Below are 15191 nucleotides of genomic sequence, written 5' to 3' on the forward strand. Positions count from 1 at the left end.
AACATTAAATGTAAAAATGATATAAACCACAGAAATTGTGCAGAACATACAAACAGAAACTCTCATCATTTTTTCAAGAGAAGGGGACATATATGGATAAGAAAATTCTAGTAGTAGACGATGAAAAACCAATTGCAGATATATTACAATTTAACCTGAAAAAAGAAGGCTTTGACGTACACTGTGCTTATGATGGCAACTCTGCGATTGAAATGGTAGAGGAAATTAAGCCGGATATGATTCTTTTGGATATTATGCTTCCCCAAAGAGACGGCATTGAGGTTTGCCGTGAGGTACGCAAAAAATATGATATGCCGATTATCATGCTGACAGCCAAAGATTCGGAAATCGATAAAGTACTAGGCTTGGAGCTCGGTGCGGATGATTACGTAACAAAACCTTTCAGCACGAGAGAGCTTATTGCACGTGTGAAGGCAAACTTAAGAAGACATCAGCAGATTTCAGACCGTGCGGTTGAAGAAGAGGAAACCAATGAAATTGAAGTTGGCGCCTTAACTATTCACCCGGATGCATATATTGTATCAAAACGCGGGGATCAAATTGAATTGACACATCGTGAATTTGAATTGCTTCATTACCTGGCAAGACATATTGGACAAGTCATGACGCGAGAGCACCTGCTGCAGACCGTTTGGGGCTATGATTATTATGGGGATGTCAGAACGGTCGATGTAACCGTAAGAAGACTTCGTGAAAAGATCGAGGACAATCCGAGTCATCCGACATGGATCGTTACACGACGAGGAGTGGGGTACTATCTGCGCAATCCCGAACAGGAGTAAAGGAAATTGATGAACAAGGTTGGGTTCTTTCGCTCGATTCATTTAAAGTTTGTAATCATCTATGTATTGCTGATTTTTATTGCCATTCAAACCATTGGGGTCTATTTTGTCCGTCAGCTGGAAACAACCTTGAAGGATAACTTTAAAGCAACGATTGAAGATCGTGTAGACTTGCTAGCTTATTATTTAGAAGAACAGCTGTCTAAGGATCGGAATGCAGAGGATGAAAGCACTCCGACACTGCAGGCTGACATTTATCGCTTATTGCGTGATTACTATTCAGATGATGTGACAGAGGTACGGGTTATTGATGACAATAAGCGAATTCTCGGTTCATCTGATCCTGATAATCAGTATTTAGTGGGACAGACAGCCATTGACACCATCATTAATAAAACTCTGGCAACGAGCCAGCCAGCAAATGAAGAACGTATTGATCGCTCAACAGGCAACCGAATCTGGCGACTTGTGACGCCAATTGAAACAAATGGAGAGATCGTTGGAGTAATTTACCTAGAAGGCAAAATTGAAAATGTATATGAACAAATGAAGCAGATAAATAAAATCTTTGCTTCAGGTACAGCGATCGCATTGGTCATCACTGCTATACTTGGTGTTTTGCTTTCCCAAACGATTACCAAGCCTATTTCTGATATGCGTAAGCAGGCTTTGGCGATGGCGAAAGGAAACTTCTCCCGTAAGGTTAAAATTTATGGTCAAGACGAAATTGGACAGCTTGCGATGACGTTTAACAATTTAACGAAGAAGCTGCAGGAAGCCCATGCGACAACAGAGGGAGAGCGCAGAAAACTGTCTTCCGTTCTTTCCTATATGACAGACGGAGTAATCGCAACAGATCGAAAGGGCCGGGTTATTTTAATCAATGATCCTGCCGCAAAAATGCTAAATGTTTCACGTGAAACAGTGTTGTCTTCCTCTATTGTTTCTTTGCTTGAATTAGAAGATGAATATACGTTTGAAGCCCTTCTAGACGAACAGGATTCGGTCATTTTAGACTATAGTGATCAGCCTAATCCATTAATTTTACGTGCTAACTTTTCAGTCATTCAAAAGGAAACTGGCTTTGTTAACGGCTTAATTACGGTACTTCACGATATTACTGAGCAGGAAAAAATTGATATGGAGCGCAGAGAATTTGTGGCAAACGTTTCTCATGAATTGAGAACGCCATTGACGACGATGAGAAGTTATTTAGAAGCTCTGGCAGAGGGAGCATGGGAAGACCAGGAAATTGCACCGCATTTCTTAAATGTCACTCAAACTGAAACAGAGCGAATGATTCGCCTGGTGAATGATCTCCTGCAGCTATCTAAAATGGATAGCAAGGATTATCGTCTAACAAGGGAATGGATTGATTTTATTCCGTTTTACAATCGAATTATAGATCGTTTTGAATTTACAAAAAGCCAAAATGTGATCTTCGAACGAAAACTGCCAGACCATTCGATATTTGTGGAAATTGATGAAGATAAGCTGACCCAGGTGCTGGATAATATAATTTCAAATGCCTTAAAGTATTCCCCTGAAGGCGGGAAAGTAGCATTTCAGATTGAAGATCAGGAAGGCTTTATTGTGATTAGTATCTCTGACCAGGGAGTTGGAATTCCGAAAGAAAATCTCAGCAAGATTTTTGAGCGTTTCTATAGAGTTGATAAAGCTAGAACAAGAAAGCTTGGCGGCACAGGATTAGGACTTGCCATCGCGAAGGAAATGGTCGAAGCGCATGGAGGGAAAATATGGGCCAATAGTGTAGAAGGCAAAGGGACGACCGTTTCATTCAGTCTGCCTTATGACCGGACAGAAGAGGATGAGTGGGAATGACATATGAAAATATTAAAAATATCATATTAGTCATTTTAGTTGTCCTAAGTGGAGTTTTAACTTGGACTCTATGGACATATCAGCCTAACTTGGAACTGCTTGAAAATCTAAAAACGCTGAAGGAAGAGCCAATTGGTCCTACTAACGAATTCAGCAAGCTTGTCTTGCCTGAGAAGGTCGTCTACCACTATCCGAATAATGAACACTACGGAACGGTTGATATCGGGGAAATCAACAAAACAATAAATGAAATAAAAGAATGGAACCTAACTGATTTTGAGGATCGGAGCAGTGAAGCAGACGTATTAATCTCTTCCATGTATGAACCAGGAAATACGGTTATCACTTATCCAGATAATGTACCGATTGAGCAATATCAAAATGTCATTGCCATTGATGAAGAGGTTGTGCTCACATTTGATTTTGATCATATTGTCATTAACTCAAATAATTTGGACAGAGAAGATGGCATTGTCTATTTTATTTCAAAAAAGTCCAATACCGTTTATCAGAGCCATGTAAGAGCCTCACTTGTTCAATCATTTAAAGATAAATATTTTGAGAACTCGATATTCAATGAGAATTTTTCCGAGTATTTTCGCTACCAGCCATCTGCTGGAACAACCATTTTTATTCCTTCTGGTGAAAGACAGCTTGTTAAATATCAATATTTATCAGAGGAATTTGACTCAGATCGATTTAAGAATCTTCTTTTTAGTGAACCAACGATTGTACAGAAAAATGTTCAGTCTACAATGGAAGAATTCACGGATAGTTCAAGTCTGCTGAGAGTTATGCATGATTCAAATACGATTTCCTATATTAATTTCGATACAAGCACGGAATGGTCTCCAGTAGACAGCAGTTTATTATCCGAAAGTATTGATTATGTCAATAGTCATGGCGGATGGACAGATAATTATCGCTATGATTCATTTGATCAAGCCAGTAATCGAGTTGTCTTCCGTCAGTATGAATTAAACGGATATCCCATTTTTAGTGATAGCTCTAGTAAGTCAACCGTTCAGGTAAGCTGGAGTCAGGGGAAATTCCGCGAATATCGAAGAAGTAATTTCTCTTTCGATGCACCTCTTTCAGATCATATAAAGGTTGATCTTCCATCTGGTGAATCAGTCGTCAATCATTTAGAGAGTCTGGAAGGAATTGAATTAGATCAGCTTGAGGATATTGCAATTGGCTATAAAATGACCAAGGATCCACAAACCAAATTAATTTATCTTGACCCTTCCTGGTACTACTTATATGGCGGGAATTGGATTATGTTGTCCATGGAGGAGACAGGAGGGATCAACCGTGGATTGGAGTAAAATAAAAACAATTTTTATTATCGCGTTTCTCGTACTCGATGTGTATCTCATTTATGAATTCTCAAAGCTTAGGGATGCAAGCCAATTAGCGCTGGAATCGGAAGCTTCAGTAGAAAACAGATTAAGAGCTGATGGCATTGAGTTTCCAGAATTGAAAAATGATAATAATGAAGTGAATTTAATTAATGCTGAACGGGCGGAATTCACAGAGGAAGATCTCGAAGATGCAAAGTTTGATGAACAATCCGCCGAAATTAATAGAGGAAAAGAATTAGTCGTCAGTTTAGATGAACCATATGCAATAGATGAAGATGCTGATCTAGAAGAATTAAACACCTTTTTAGATGCTTATATCATACATGCGGATCAATATGCATTCTGGGAAAGAGGAGAAACAACGATTACATTCTATCAGACATTTGAAGGAAAAATGTTTTACAAAAACAATAATGGCCGATTGACGCTGTTTCTGAATCCAGAAGGTGAAATTGTTTCATATACACAAACACTGCTCACCGGCATTGAAGATCGTGTAGAAGTTGAAGATCCGGTTCCTCCTCTGAGTGCAATGGAGACATTGTATCAAAACGGAAAGCTGCTTCCAAACTCCGTTATTACGGATGTGGAGATCGGTTATTATACGTTCTTAAGTGAAAATACAACTACCTATACACTCACTCCTGTATGGCGTTTTGTAGTAAAAGACCAGGGAAGTCTATATGTAAATGTAAAGTACGGCGATATCATTGATTTAAGCAATATAGAGAATAATTAATGGGGGAGAAATTATGTCCATGCAATTCAGCGTTCTGGCAAGCGGCAGTACGGGGAACGCCATCTATGTGGAAAATGGGGAGCATTCTTTTTTGGTTGACGCAGGACTAAGCGGCAAGCAAATGGAAACCTTATTTCAGCAGATTGACCGAGATATGGGGAAGCTGTCCGGCATCCTCGTGACACATGAACATAGTGATCATATAAAAGGCGTCGGCATCATTGCCCGCAAGTATAAGCTTCCTATTTATGCAAATGAAAAAACATGGCTGGCAATGGACAACTTAATCGGTCAAATTCCAGTGGAGCAAAAATTCACCTTTGGAATGGAAACAGTGAAATCATTCGGAAGTCTGGATATTGAGTCATTTGGTGTTTCACATGATGCGGCAGATCCGATGTTTTATGTATTCCATAGTGGTGAGAAAAAGCTTGTCTTAATTACCGACACAGGTTATGTCAGCGACCGGATGAAAGGATTAATCTCCAATGCAGATGCTTATGTGTTTGAAAGCAACCATGATGTACAGATGCTGAGAATGGGACGTTATCCTTGGAGCATCAAGCGCCGCATTTTAAGCGACGTTGGCCATGTCTCTAATGAGGATGCTGCGATTGCCATGAGCGAAGTAGCAGGTGATCGCACCAAAAGCATCTACCTAGCTCACTTAAGCCAAGATAACAACATTAAAGATTTAGCACGCATGTCTGTCGCTCAAACACTTGAAACACAAGGGATTATGGTTGGAGAACAGTTTACACTTTATGACACCGATCCGAAAACACCGACGATTTTAACGGCAGTTTAAGAATAGAAAGCAGCAGAGGAGCTATCGATCCTTTGCTGCTTTTTTTACATAGATGTTCGTATATGAATAAAACGCAAACAAATTATGAACAAACTCGTAAGATTAACAGAAGATAAGTGTTTTTTTTAGAATTTTATTTTTGCCTGAGTATAATAATGGGTATAGAGGTAAAATAAATGATAGCCATCATCTTATACAAAAAAACCTATAATTAAAAAGGGAAAGGGTGTATGCATATGGGCTATTATGATCAGGATTATGAAAATCGCTCCAGCCGCCAAAAGGGCAAAAAGAGCGGTTATTTTTTGGCGAGCCTTGTGGGGCTCATTCTTGGTGCACTGCTTGTTGTCATAGCACTGCCAAAATTAATTGATTATAATGTTCTTCCATACTCTGCGGAAGAAACGGAACAGCGCACAAATAATAACTCATCAAATGTTGAGACGCAAAATCTCTCCCTTGATGTGGTAACAGATGTGACACAGGCGGTTGATAAAGCCGGTGATGCGGTCGTCAGCATTACAAACCTGCAATCTAACAGCTTTTGGGGAGAGGAAACGGGAAGTGCTCCAGCTGGAACGGGATCTGGTGTTATTTATAAAAAAGACGGCAATAAAGCATTTATTGTCACCAACCACCATGTAGTTGACGGAGCACAGCAACTTGAAGTGAGCCTGGCAAATGGAACCAAGATTCCTGCCACTCTAGTTGGCAGTGATGTGTGGACGGATTTAGCGGTGATTGAAGTAGAAGGTAACGAAATCGATACGGTTGTTGAGTTTGGCGATTCAGATGCCCTGAAAACAGGTGAACCTGTCATTGCAATCGGAAATCCGCTCGGTACATTTGAAGGATCTGTCACACAAGGAATCATTTCCGGTTTAGAGCGGACAGTGCCGGTGGATATTGATCAAAATGGAACAGTGGATTGGCAGGCAGAAGTACTGCAGACAGATGCAGCCATTAATCCAGGAAATAGTGGTGGAGCTCTTGTTAATATTGGCGGCCAGCTAATTGGGATCAACTCCATGAAAATTGCTGAATCAGCGGTGGAGGGAATTGGATTGGCGATTCCAATTAACTATGCAAGACCAATTATTGACGATCTCGAGCAATTTGGCGAAGTAAAACGTCCTTATTTAGGTGTCGGCCTACAGTCCGTTACGGAAATCCCAGGCTATCATCAGCAGCAAACATTACAGCTGCCGCGGGATATTACAACTGGAGTAGCGATTACCCAAGTAGAACCAAATTCACCAGCCGCACAAGCTGGACTGCAGGAATTCGACGTTATCGTTGAAATGGATGGAGAAGTAATAGATGATGTTATTGGCTTGCGAAAGCATTTATATAACCAGAAAAAAGTCGGTGACCAAATGCAAGTCGTCATTTATCGCAACGGTGAGAAGCAAGAAGTAACGGTAAAGCTGAGTGACGCCTCTACTTTTTAGGTAAAAGGTATTCAGCAATCAAGCAAGCTCTAGTTGTCTAAAATATGTGGAAGCTAGAAATACTAAACAGGAGAGCATAACGCACTCCTGTTTTTTCTGTGCAAAAATCAAAACACATAAAAGGTGTCAGTATGTTAAGATGTAGTGTGGATAACTGGAAGATGGAAGGTTTTACAGAGTTTATCCACATTGTTAATAAATTGATGTAAAAAAGAGGAGCGTTTTAAAAGTGAAAATTTACTGCTGTGAGGAACATGTAGAGCTAGCCATTGATATGATTGTGGATGAGCTGGAAACTTTCCCGCAATTAACACAAATGGAAGACGAACAAAAATTATCAACAGCCTGTGAATATTGTCGAAATACCGCAATATATGTTGTGGCGAACAAGTGATTCCATACCATATGTGGATAGAAAATGTGGACATGTGGATAACTACTGTGGATATGTTGTTTGTACCTGAGGATTGCCTGTGAATATCTAGCTATTTTTTTAGATAAACGGTAGGCCATCAGAATGAATTTACTGAAACCCTATATTCTTTTTCTGGAATTTTTCGATATACTATTATAAATTTCCATAAAGGATGTGAGCTGTGATGATTCAAAGGTTTTACAGATCGAGAGCTTTTCTTGCTGTTTTAGCTTTAATGCTGATCCTGCCCTTTACAGTTGGAGAGCATGCTGGAGCAACAAATGATGTGCAAAAAAACTCGACAGCAGCAGAATCGACAGAAAATACATCCACAGAGCAGACATCATTGACAGAAGAATTAAATGCCATTCTTCAAGATGAACGGCTTTCCGGTGCATTAACAGGCGTTAGCGTAAGAAATGCTGAAAACGGAGAAATGGTTTATGCCCAAAACGGGGATATACGACTTCATCCTGCCTCCAATCAAAAAATTCTCACAGGAGCAGCAGCATTAGCAACACTTGGTGGTGACTATCAATTTTCAACGGAGATTTTAACAGATGGAATGGTAAGAGGGAAAGTACTTCAAGGAAACTTATACATAAAAGGCAAAGGTGATCCAACCCTTTTAAAAAAGGATCTAGATGCATTTGCTAGAGAACTGAAAGCAAAAGGCATTGAAAAAATTAATGGAGATATTATCGGAGACGACAGCTGGTATGACGATGTGCGCTTATCAACTGACTTGAACTGGGATGACGAATCGAACTATACAGGTGCACAGGTCTCAGCTCTTACCTTATCTCCTAATGAAGATTATGATATGGGCACAGTCATTGTAGAAGTGACGGCTGGGAAAAAGACCGGCGATAAGCCACAGATTACCGTCACTCCAGCAACTGACTATGTGAACATCGTAAACGAGGCAGCTACTGTCGCAAAAGGCGAATCAAAAAGCATCTCGATCAGCAGAGAACACGGTACCAATGATATTGTCATTAAAGGAAAAATCCCGCTAGAAGGTTCAGCGTCGCGATCATGGGTATCTGTATGGGAACCAACAGGTTATGTGCTGGATGTGTTTGCGAAGTCACTGCAAGAACAAGAAATCAAGCAGATTGGCAAAAACGAAGTAAAACATGGCGTAACAGCTGAGGATGCAGAGCTGCTGACCTCCAAACAATCCATGCCATTAAAAGAATTGTTCCTGCCATTTATGAAGCTCAGCAACAATGGCCATGCGGAAATGATCGTTAAAGCTATGGGCAAAGAGATTCATGGGGAAGGCAGCTGGGAGAAGGGACTCGATGTCGTTGAAAGCCAGCTCAACTCGTTTGGACTGGACATGGAATCCATCCTGCTCCGTGACGGATCAGGTATGTCTCATAAAAATCTTATTCCAGCAGAGCAGCTAACAAAGCTGCTTTATGAAATACAAGATGAACCATGGTATCCTCAATTTGAACATTCCTTGCCTGTTGCAGGAATTTCAGACCGGCTAGTAGGCGGAACATTGCGCAACCGACTTAAGGGTGAGAACACACAAGGAAACGTCAAAGCGAAAACCGGCTCCCTTACTGGTGCCAACACCCTCTCCGGCTACGTTACAACAAAAAGTGGCGAGAAGTTAATCTTCTCAATTATGATGAACAACTATATCAGGGGGTCGATGACGGAAATCCAAGACAGGATTGTGGAGACACTGGCGAAGCAGTGAACTAGCGGGAAACCGTCAGTCCATGACTAGATAAATAAATGAACATAAATTCCTGGCGATTATTTCGCCGGGATTTTTTTGCCTTCAGATGCAAGTTTCATGATTTACTCAAAAACAACGATCGTCATTATTGTTATAATAGAATAGATAAATTGAACGAGCGGAGGAACTATAATAATGAGCCAATACCCGAATTGCCCAAAATGCCAATCTGCATATACTTACGATGATGGAACATTTCTTGTATGCCCGGAGTGCGGATACGAGTGGAGTGCAAATGAGGAAACAGAAGCTGCTGGAGATACGAAAATCGTCAAAGATGCTAACGGAAATATTTTAAATGACGGCGATACCGTGAGTGTGATAAAAGATCTGAAAGTCAAAGGCAGTTCATCCGTATTGAAACAAGGTACGAAAGTGAAAGGAATCCGCTTAGTGGACGGAGATCATGATATTGATTGCAAAATCACTGGATTTGGTGCCATGAAATTAAAATCCGAATTTGTGAAGAAAATATAAGAAAATAAACAAGCAGGAGCCACCATGAAAAGACTACTTTTGATTTTTGCTGCAGCCGCAGCCATGATCTTTTTCTTACTGAACATGAACGGAACCAAAGAACAAAAACAGGATTTATATGTAGCAACAGATGGAAATGATGAAAATGATGGATCTATAACAGAGCCCTTTCGCACACTGACAAAAGCTGCTTTAGAAGCGGAAGCCGGGACAACTGTACATATCCATGAAGGAATTTACGAAGAGCAGCTGGTCATCCAACATAGCGGCACAAAATCAAATGGGGTTATTTTTCAGCCCTATCATGATGAAGATGTGATTCTGAGTGGTGAAAACATACCAAGTGAGGAAGGCGATACTGCCCTCATTACGATCGACAGCAAAGACTATGTGACAATTAAGGGCCTCATGATTCAGGATTTAACGACGGAATTAACGGATGAAACCGTCATGGGCATTTTTGTGACAGGCTCCAGCAGCCATATTACATTGGACAGCAACCATATCCAGCGTATTGAAACACATGCAGACGATGGAAATGGCCATGGTATTGCTGTTTATGGAACGGAGCCTATGAAGGACATAACGGTGACCAACAATACTGTACAAGACCTCAAGCTGGGCGCAAGCGAAGCACTTGTCCTCAATGGCAATATTGATGGTTTTAATATCGAAGATAACACTGTAAGCCGCAATGATAATATCGGCATTGATCTGATCGGCTATGAAGGAGTCGCTGCAGATCAAGACGCAGACTACGTGCGCAATGGGGTGGTAGCTCGTAACACGGTTCATGACATCTCAACTTATGGCAACCCGGCATATGGCGAGGAATACAATGCGGCCGGCATCTACGTTGATGGCGGAAAAGAAATCACAATCGAAGAAAATACCATCTATGGCAGTGATATCGGCATCGAAGCCACTTCCGAACATGCTGATCAATACGCGGAAAACATTGAGATCATCAACAATAATATTTATGAAAACTTTTACACAGGCATCTCCATTGGCGGATACGACGAAAACCGCGGCGGTACAATCAATTCCTATATTGGACACAACATCCTTTTCCGAAATGATACCCTTGATCTCGCCGGCGGACAGCTAATGATCCAGCATGACGTAAAAGACAATACCATTGAAAAGAATACCCTAACAGCAGGTCCATCCAGCATCTATATCACCAACTTCTTCACGACCAACGAAAATACAACACTAAGCGATAATGTATTTCAAAAAGAAGATGGAGAAGACGGCATTTGGATATGGAAGGATGAAGAGTATGCGTCCTTGGAAGAGTTTAAAGCAGCATACCAGGGGACGGTTCTGTTGGAGAGCTTAAAGTAAAATAGTTTTCTTAAAAGCTCTCCACCCAATTGATACAGTTAAAAAAACGCAGAGAAAAGGAAGCAGCACACTATGAAAATTACCATCATATCCGTCGGAAAACTAAAAGAAAAATACCTAAAACAAGGCATAGACGAATACCTAAAACGCCTCACAGCCTACGCCAACGTCAACATCATTGAAGTCCCTGACGAAAAAGCACCAGAAAACATGAGCCCAGCCGAAGAAGAAGAAGTCAAAAACAAAGAAGGCAAAAAAATCCTCACCCACATCAGCCAGGACACCTACGTTATTACCCTTGAAATAGGCGGGAAAATGCTAACCTCAGAACAACTCGCTGAAAAGCTTGATAGCCTTGCTACATATGGGAACAGCAAAATTGCCTTTGTTATTGGCGGATCGCTTGGGCTTAGTGATGAAGTAAAGGCTGCCAGCAAGTTTGCTTTGTCTTTTTCAAAGATGACGTTTCCTCATCAGCTAATGCGGCTGGTATTGGTGGAGCAGGTTTATCGGAGTTTTCGGATTAATCGGGGGGAACCGTACCATAAATAAGTGCGGTTTTGCGTTTTATAAATGACAAGTGTCATCTGTATCTATTGACGCCTGTCGATATTTTCATGGATGCCCTGTAATGTACGATAAAGGTACAGAAATGGAGGGGCATTTATATGAAACGTATAGCATTGATCGATATTTTAAGAGGAATCGCTATTCTGGGGACACTTGGAACGAATATTTGGATTTTTGCCCATTTAGGGGATCTAAAGTATATAACGACTACAGACTTTACCAGTTGGTCGAGTATAAATGATATTTTACGCCTCCTTGTACTGTTCGTATTTAACGGCAAGCTGCTTGGCATGTTAACGATAATGTTCGGAGTAGGAATGGAGATTAAATATCAGCAATCCATTAGGCACAATAAGCCTTGGATCGGTATGTATAAATGGGTAATCGTATTTTTAATGGTGGAAGGTCTTCTGCACTACCTACTAGTAATGGAGTATGATGTGCTCATGAGCTATGCCGTTACTGCAGGAATTATTGCGGTCATACTTAAGCGCGGAGAGAGGGTAATGAAAAGGGCGTTGTGGGTTGCGGGAGCTATTCATTTAGGGCTGCTTGCTCTAATTTTTACTTCCATGCTATTTGGACCGGCGTTTTCAATGGCAAGCTCTCCACAGTTGCTTGCAATATATGCAGAGGGAACATGGCTGGATCAGGTACAGAATCGTCTCATGAATTTTATGTTCTTTAGAGCAGAGGCAATCTTTATTATTCCTTTAAATATTATTTTATTTATTGTTGGTATAAAGCTGATGCGCAGTGGTGTGTTCTCCTTTACTGAGCATGGCATTGCTATTCAAAGGAAATTGCTCATTTGGGGATTAGGTCTAGGTCTGCCTTTGAATATGTTGACTTTTGTACCAGGCGGTCTATTTGATTTACCTGTCCGTTATCTGTTTGCTCCTGTCCTTGCATTAGGCTATATAGGACTGATTGCTTATATTGTACGTAAGTGCAGTACGTGGGGAATGTGGAAGTGGCTTGAGAAAACGGGGCGTATGTCTTTAAGCTGTTACATTCTGCAAAACATTACTGCTTCAGCTATTTTCTACGGATGGGGTTTAGGTCTTGGAGGTAGTCTAAATAGTGTGGAAATTATAGGGATTTTTTGTATGATAGTAGTAGGGCAAATTATACTGTCGAATATGTGGTTAACTAAATTTCCTTATGGACCGGTCGAATGGCTGCGGAAGGGAATGCTGCAGAGGCTGGAAAGATAGGGGTGTTAGATACTGGAATGGTATCCTAAAAGTCAGGCAAGATATTATTTAATTATTGATGTACTGACCGTCCTGCTATTTAGCTATGCGGTTGTCGTCTCAGAGCAGATTCCGTCACTTATTTTTAAGGTTGTATTAATCGTCATTTATATAGGCGTCTATTACACGGCACTATGGTATCAGGATGGTCTGTTGCTTCCTGCTGTTGTGCTTGGTTTTGTTATGACAGCATATTTGGCTTATTTAAGCGGTCCACAGTGGATTTTCTTTCAGTTTGCCTTTGCAGATTTTGTCGGGCGTGCTGTCAACCGGCATATTTTATGGATTGCTACGTGCGTAAATTTTATCCTCCTAGCGAGCCTCGTTTGGCGCTATCAGGAGATACTGTTTTCAAATGCGCAATCAATTGTACTGGCTGTTATGCTTTTTATCCTGCTGTTACCGTGGTTACGCTATTATATTGAAAAATCCAAGCTGCTTCAGCGTGAGGTTGATGAAGCGTCGGTTTACATTGCGATGCAGCAGGAACGTCAGCGGATTGCCCGCGATTTGCATGATACTTTAGGGCATACGCTGACGGTCATAAAGGTAAAAACAGAGCTCGTTTCCAGGCTGGTGCCAAACGACAATCACAGGATTCATAAGGAACTTGATGATATGGTTCTAACAGTCCGAACAGCACATAAGCAGGTGCGTGAAATTATATCGGAAATAAATTTTTTATCTTTGCAGGAAGAGCTTAAGCATTGTGAGCAGTTGATTAAGAATGCCGGTATCCGTGTGCAGATTGATTATCAGCTTACCAATATTCTGCTGTCTAGTGTGCAGGAAACGATGCTTGCCTACAGTATCCGAGAAGGAGTAACGAATGTTGTAAAGCACAGTCATGCTAATGATTGCAGCATACATCTATATCAGAATGAAGACCGGGTAGTAGCAGCTATTATCGATAACGGAATCGGTTTATCCGAAAAGCAGCATGGCAATGGACTGTTTACAATGAAGGAACGGATGAGGTCATTAAAGGGAAATGCCGAAGTGACGTATGATCAGGAAGGAACAAAGGTGCTTCTGACTATACCATTGGATCCGATTCGGGAGGGCGTGAAATGATTAGACTTAGTATCGCTGAGGATCAGCAACTGCTGAGAGGTGCCTTAATATCCATTATGGAGCTTGAGGATGATTTACATATTGTGGGTGAAGCAGCAGATGGAGCAGAAGCATGGGCTTTAATTGAAAAGGAAAAGCCGGATGTATGCATTTTGGATATTGAAATGCCGCATTTGTCCGGGTTGGAAGTAGCTGCGAGAATACGCCATCACAATTATCCTTGCAAAATTATGATTATGACAACCTTTGCGAGAGCCGGTTATTTGCAGGAAGCAATGGATTTGAATATTGAAGCATATCTTCTGAAAGACGAACCTATCCAATATGTAATTGGTGCAATACGCAAAATTATGCAAGGTGAAAGGGTAATCAGTCAGGATCTTGCCGCTACTTTATTTATGAATGAGAAAAATCCTCTGAATGACCGGGAAATCAATGTACTTAAGCTCGTGAAGCATGGCTATACGACGAATGAAATTAGTAAAAGGTTATTCCTGACTAAAGGCACAATTCGCAACTATTTATCTTTATCCATTCAAAAACTTGAAGTTGAAACAAGGCAGCAGGCTGTACAAAAGGCAAATGAAAAGGGCTGGATATAAATTGTAGTTTAAAAACCTCCTTTATTTATGATGAATTAAAACTATCAGAGACCGTTAACACATAACGGTCTCTTTCAAACTATATTAAATCTCCACCTCACTCATCAACGCATGCCTATTCCCCTCACCATCCTCAAAAAACACCATCCAAGTCTCGGTTTCTCCCATCTTAGCCACCATATGAGGTTCATCAATAAACCGTACATCTTCCGCTACTAATCGCTCATAAGAATCTCTAATATCACTCACTTGAAAATAAATAACTGAACTCGCATGAGCAAATTCTTCTTTCTCTGGAAGTGATAGCAAAAGTCTCAAACCATTGCTTTCAAAAAACGCCATATTATCCGTGTTAAATAAAAGAGATAGGCCAAGTTTCTGTTTATAAAAATCTATAGCTCTATCTAAATCTTTAACAGGTATACCAATTTGTCCGACTTTTTGGATCATATTCATTCCCCTTTCAATATGCTTTTTAATATTCTTCATGTTCTTCAGCAGCCATGTCTGTCAGGTATAAATTCAAACTGCCGCTTCATAAATAATCAAGTATGTCCAACCTTTAAGAAGTCTTGTATCTATATTTTACCATTTTTAAACAGGTGAATAATAGGGTTCTTAGGCATAGTGATATACAAATCACTTTAAAAAATTGCTAGATTTCAATTATTCAAAAAATAA

Annotated in this window: 15 protein-coding genes; 14 read left to right on the forward strand and 1 reads right to left on the reverse strand. The window is 40.6% G+C overall.

The window, feature by feature from the left end:
- Nucleotides 1-92: 92 nt before the first annotated feature.
- From yycF to F7732_RS19280, 14 genes are all read left to right on the forward strand, one after another.
- A complete protein-coding gene (gene yycF / locus F7732_RS19215) occupies nt 93-803 on the forward strand; it encodes a response regulator YycF (RefSeq protein ID WP_151575686.1) in 711 nt (236 codons plus the stop codon).
- A gap of 9 nt (nt 804-812) precedes the next feature.
- Nucleotides 813-2645, forward strand: a complete 1833-nt coding sequence (walK, locus tag F7732_RS19220) for a cell wall metabolism sensor histidine kinase WalK (protein ID WP_151575774.1) — start codon at nt 813-815, stop codon at nt 2643-2645.
- A complete protein-coding gene (locus F7732_RS19225; RefSeq protein WP_151575687.1) occupies nt 2642-3973 on the forward strand; it encodes a YycH family regulatory protein in 1332 nt (443 codons plus the stop codon). Before walK ends, F7732_RS19225 begins: the two co-directional genes overlap by 4 nt.
- The gene (locus tag F7732_RS19230; protein WP_161598912.1) at nt 3960-4748 is read left to right on the forward strand and encodes a two-component system regulatory protein YycI; all 789 of its coding nucleotides are present in this window, start codon (nt 3960-3962) and stop codon (nt 4746-4748) included. The genes F7732_RS19225 and F7732_RS19230 overlap by 14 nt, the downstream gene beginning before the upstream one ends.
- Nucleotides 4749-4761: 13 nt before the next feature.
- The gene (locus tag F7732_RS19235; RefSeq protein ID WP_151575689.1) at nt 4762-5556 is read left to right on the forward strand and encodes an MBL fold metallo-hydrolase; all 795 of its coding nucleotides are present in this window, start codon (nt 4762-4764) and stop codon (nt 5554-5556) included.
- A gap of 236 nt (nt 5557-5792) precedes the next feature.
- Nucleotides 5793-7007: a S1C family serine protease gene (locus tag F7732_RS19240; protein ID WP_151575690.1), complete on the forward strand. Its 1215-nt coding sequence runs from the start codon at nt 5793-5795 to the stop codon at nt 7005-7007.
- Between the two features lie 229 nt (nt 7008-7236).
- Complete coding sequence (locus F7732_RS19245) at nt 7237-7401, forward strand: CxxH/CxxC protein (protein ID WP_080843643.1); 165 nt, start codon at nt 7237-7239, stop codon at nt 7399-7401.
- A 205-nt stretch (nt 7402-7606) separates the two neighbouring features.
- Nucleotides 7607-9139 (forward strand): D-alanyl-D-alanine carboxypeptidase/D-alanyl-D-alanine endopeptidase, encoded by a 1533-nt coding sequence (gene dacB / locus F7732_RS19250; RefSeq protein WP_151575691.1) that lies wholly within the window; start codon nt 7607-7609, stop codon nt 9137-9139.
- Between the two features lie 177 nt (nt 9140-9316).
- Entirely contained in the window at nt 9317-9658 is a 342-nt protein-coding gene (locus tag F7732_RS19255; protein ID WP_066441940.1) for a zinc ribbon domain-containing protein YjdM, read from the forward strand.
- A gap of 24 nt (nt 9659-9682) precedes the next feature.
- On the forward strand, nt 9683-11008 hold the full coding sequence (locus F7732_RS19260) for a right-handed parallel beta-helix repeat-containing protein (protein WP_151575692.1): 1326 nt from the start codon (nt 9683-9685) through the stop codon (nt 11006-11008).
- A gap of 72 nt (nt 11009-11080) precedes the next feature.
- Nucleotides 11081-11560, forward strand: a complete 480-nt coding sequence (gene rlmH, locus F7732_RS19265) for a 23S rRNA (pseudouridine(1915)-N(3))-methyltransferase RlmH (RefSeq protein WP_151575693.1) — start codon at nt 11081-11083, stop codon at nt 11558-11560.
- A gap of 116 nt (nt 11561-11676) precedes the next feature.
- A complete protein-coding gene (locus F7732_RS19270; RefSeq protein ID WP_066441996.1) occupies nt 11677-12795 on the forward strand; it encodes a DUF418 domain-containing protein in 1119 nt (372 codons plus the stop codon).
- Between the two features lie 192 nt (nt 12796-12987).
- The gene (locus tag F7732_RS19275) at nt 12988-13908 is read left to right on the forward strand and encodes a sensor histidine kinase (protein WP_151575694.1); all 921 of its coding nucleotides are present in this window, start codon (nt 12988-12990) and stop codon (nt 13906-13908) included.
- On the forward strand, nt 13905-14510 hold the full coding sequence (locus F7732_RS19280) for a response regulator transcription factor (protein ID WP_151575695.1): 606 nt from the start codon (nt 13905-13907) through the stop codon (nt 14508-14510). Before F7732_RS19275 ends, F7732_RS19280 begins: the two co-directional genes overlap by 4 nt.
- 84 nt (nt 14511-14594) lie before the next feature.
- Here F7732_RS19280 and F7732_RS19285 read toward each other — a convergent pair whose 3' ends face one another.
- Nucleotides 14595-14966, reverse strand: coding sequence for a VOC family protein (locus tag F7732_RS19285; protein WP_240056696.1), 372 nt, complete (start codon nt 14964-14966; stop codon nt 14595-14597).
- Nucleotides 14967-15191 lie beyond the last annotated feature (225 nt).

It is taken from the genome of Bacillus mesophilum, assembly GCF_008923265.1.
GTDB lineage: Bacteria > Bacillota > Bacilli > Bacillales > Cytobacillaceae > Cytobacillus > Cytobacillus mesophilum.

What these genes read in the sequence shown, in the direction of transcription:
- F7732_RS19260 (WP_151575692.1), top strand. Translation starts at nt 9,683, where the DNA reads ATGAAAAGACTACTTTTGATTTTTGCTGCAGCCGCAGCCATGATCTTT.
- F7732_RS19270 (WP_066441996.1), top strand. Translation starts at nt 11,677, where the DNA reads ATGAAACGTATAGCATTGATCGATATTTTAAGAGGAATCGCTATTCTG.
- F7732_RS19240 (WP_151575690.1), top strand. Translation starts at nt 5,793, where the DNA reads ATGGGCTATTATGATCAGGATTATGAAAATCGCTCCAGCCGCCAAAAG.
- F7732_RS19255 (WP_066441940.1), top strand. Translation starts at nt 9,317, where the DNA reads ATGAGCCAATACCCGAATTGCCCAAAATGCCAATCTGCATATACTTAC.
- walK (WP_151575774.1), top strand. Translation starts at nt 813, where the DNA reads ATGAACAAGGTTGGGTTCTTTCGCTCGATTCATTTAAAGTTTGTAATC.
- dacB (WP_151575691.1), top strand. Translation starts at nt 7,607, where the DNA reads ATGATTCAAAGGTTTTACAGATCGAGAGCTTTTCTTGCTGTTTTAGCT.
- yycF (WP_151575686.1), top strand. Translation starts at nt 93, where the DNA reads ATGGATAAGAAAATTCTAGTAGTAGACGATGAAAAACCAATTGCAGAT.
- F7732_RS19280 (WP_151575695.1), top strand. Translation starts at nt 13,905, where the DNA reads ATGATTAGACTTAGTATCGCTGAGGATCAGCAACTGCTGAGAGGTGCC.
- rlmH (WP_151575693.1), top strand. Translation starts at nt 11,081, where the DNA reads ATGAAAATTACCATCATATCCGTCGGAAAACTAAAAGAAAAATACCTA.
- F7732_RS19285 (WP_240056696.1), bottom strand. Translation starts at nt 14,966, where the DNA reads ATGAATATGATCCAAAAAGTCGGACAAATTGGTATACCTGTTAAAGAT.
- F7732_RS19235 (WP_151575689.1), top strand. Translation starts at nt 4,762, where the DNA reads ATGTCCATGCAATTCAGCGTTCTGGCAAGCGGCAGTACGGGGAACGCC.
- F7732_RS19225 (WP_151575687.1), top strand. Translation starts at nt 2,642, where the DNA reads ATGACATATGAAAATATTAAAAATATCATATTAGTCATTTTAGTTGTC.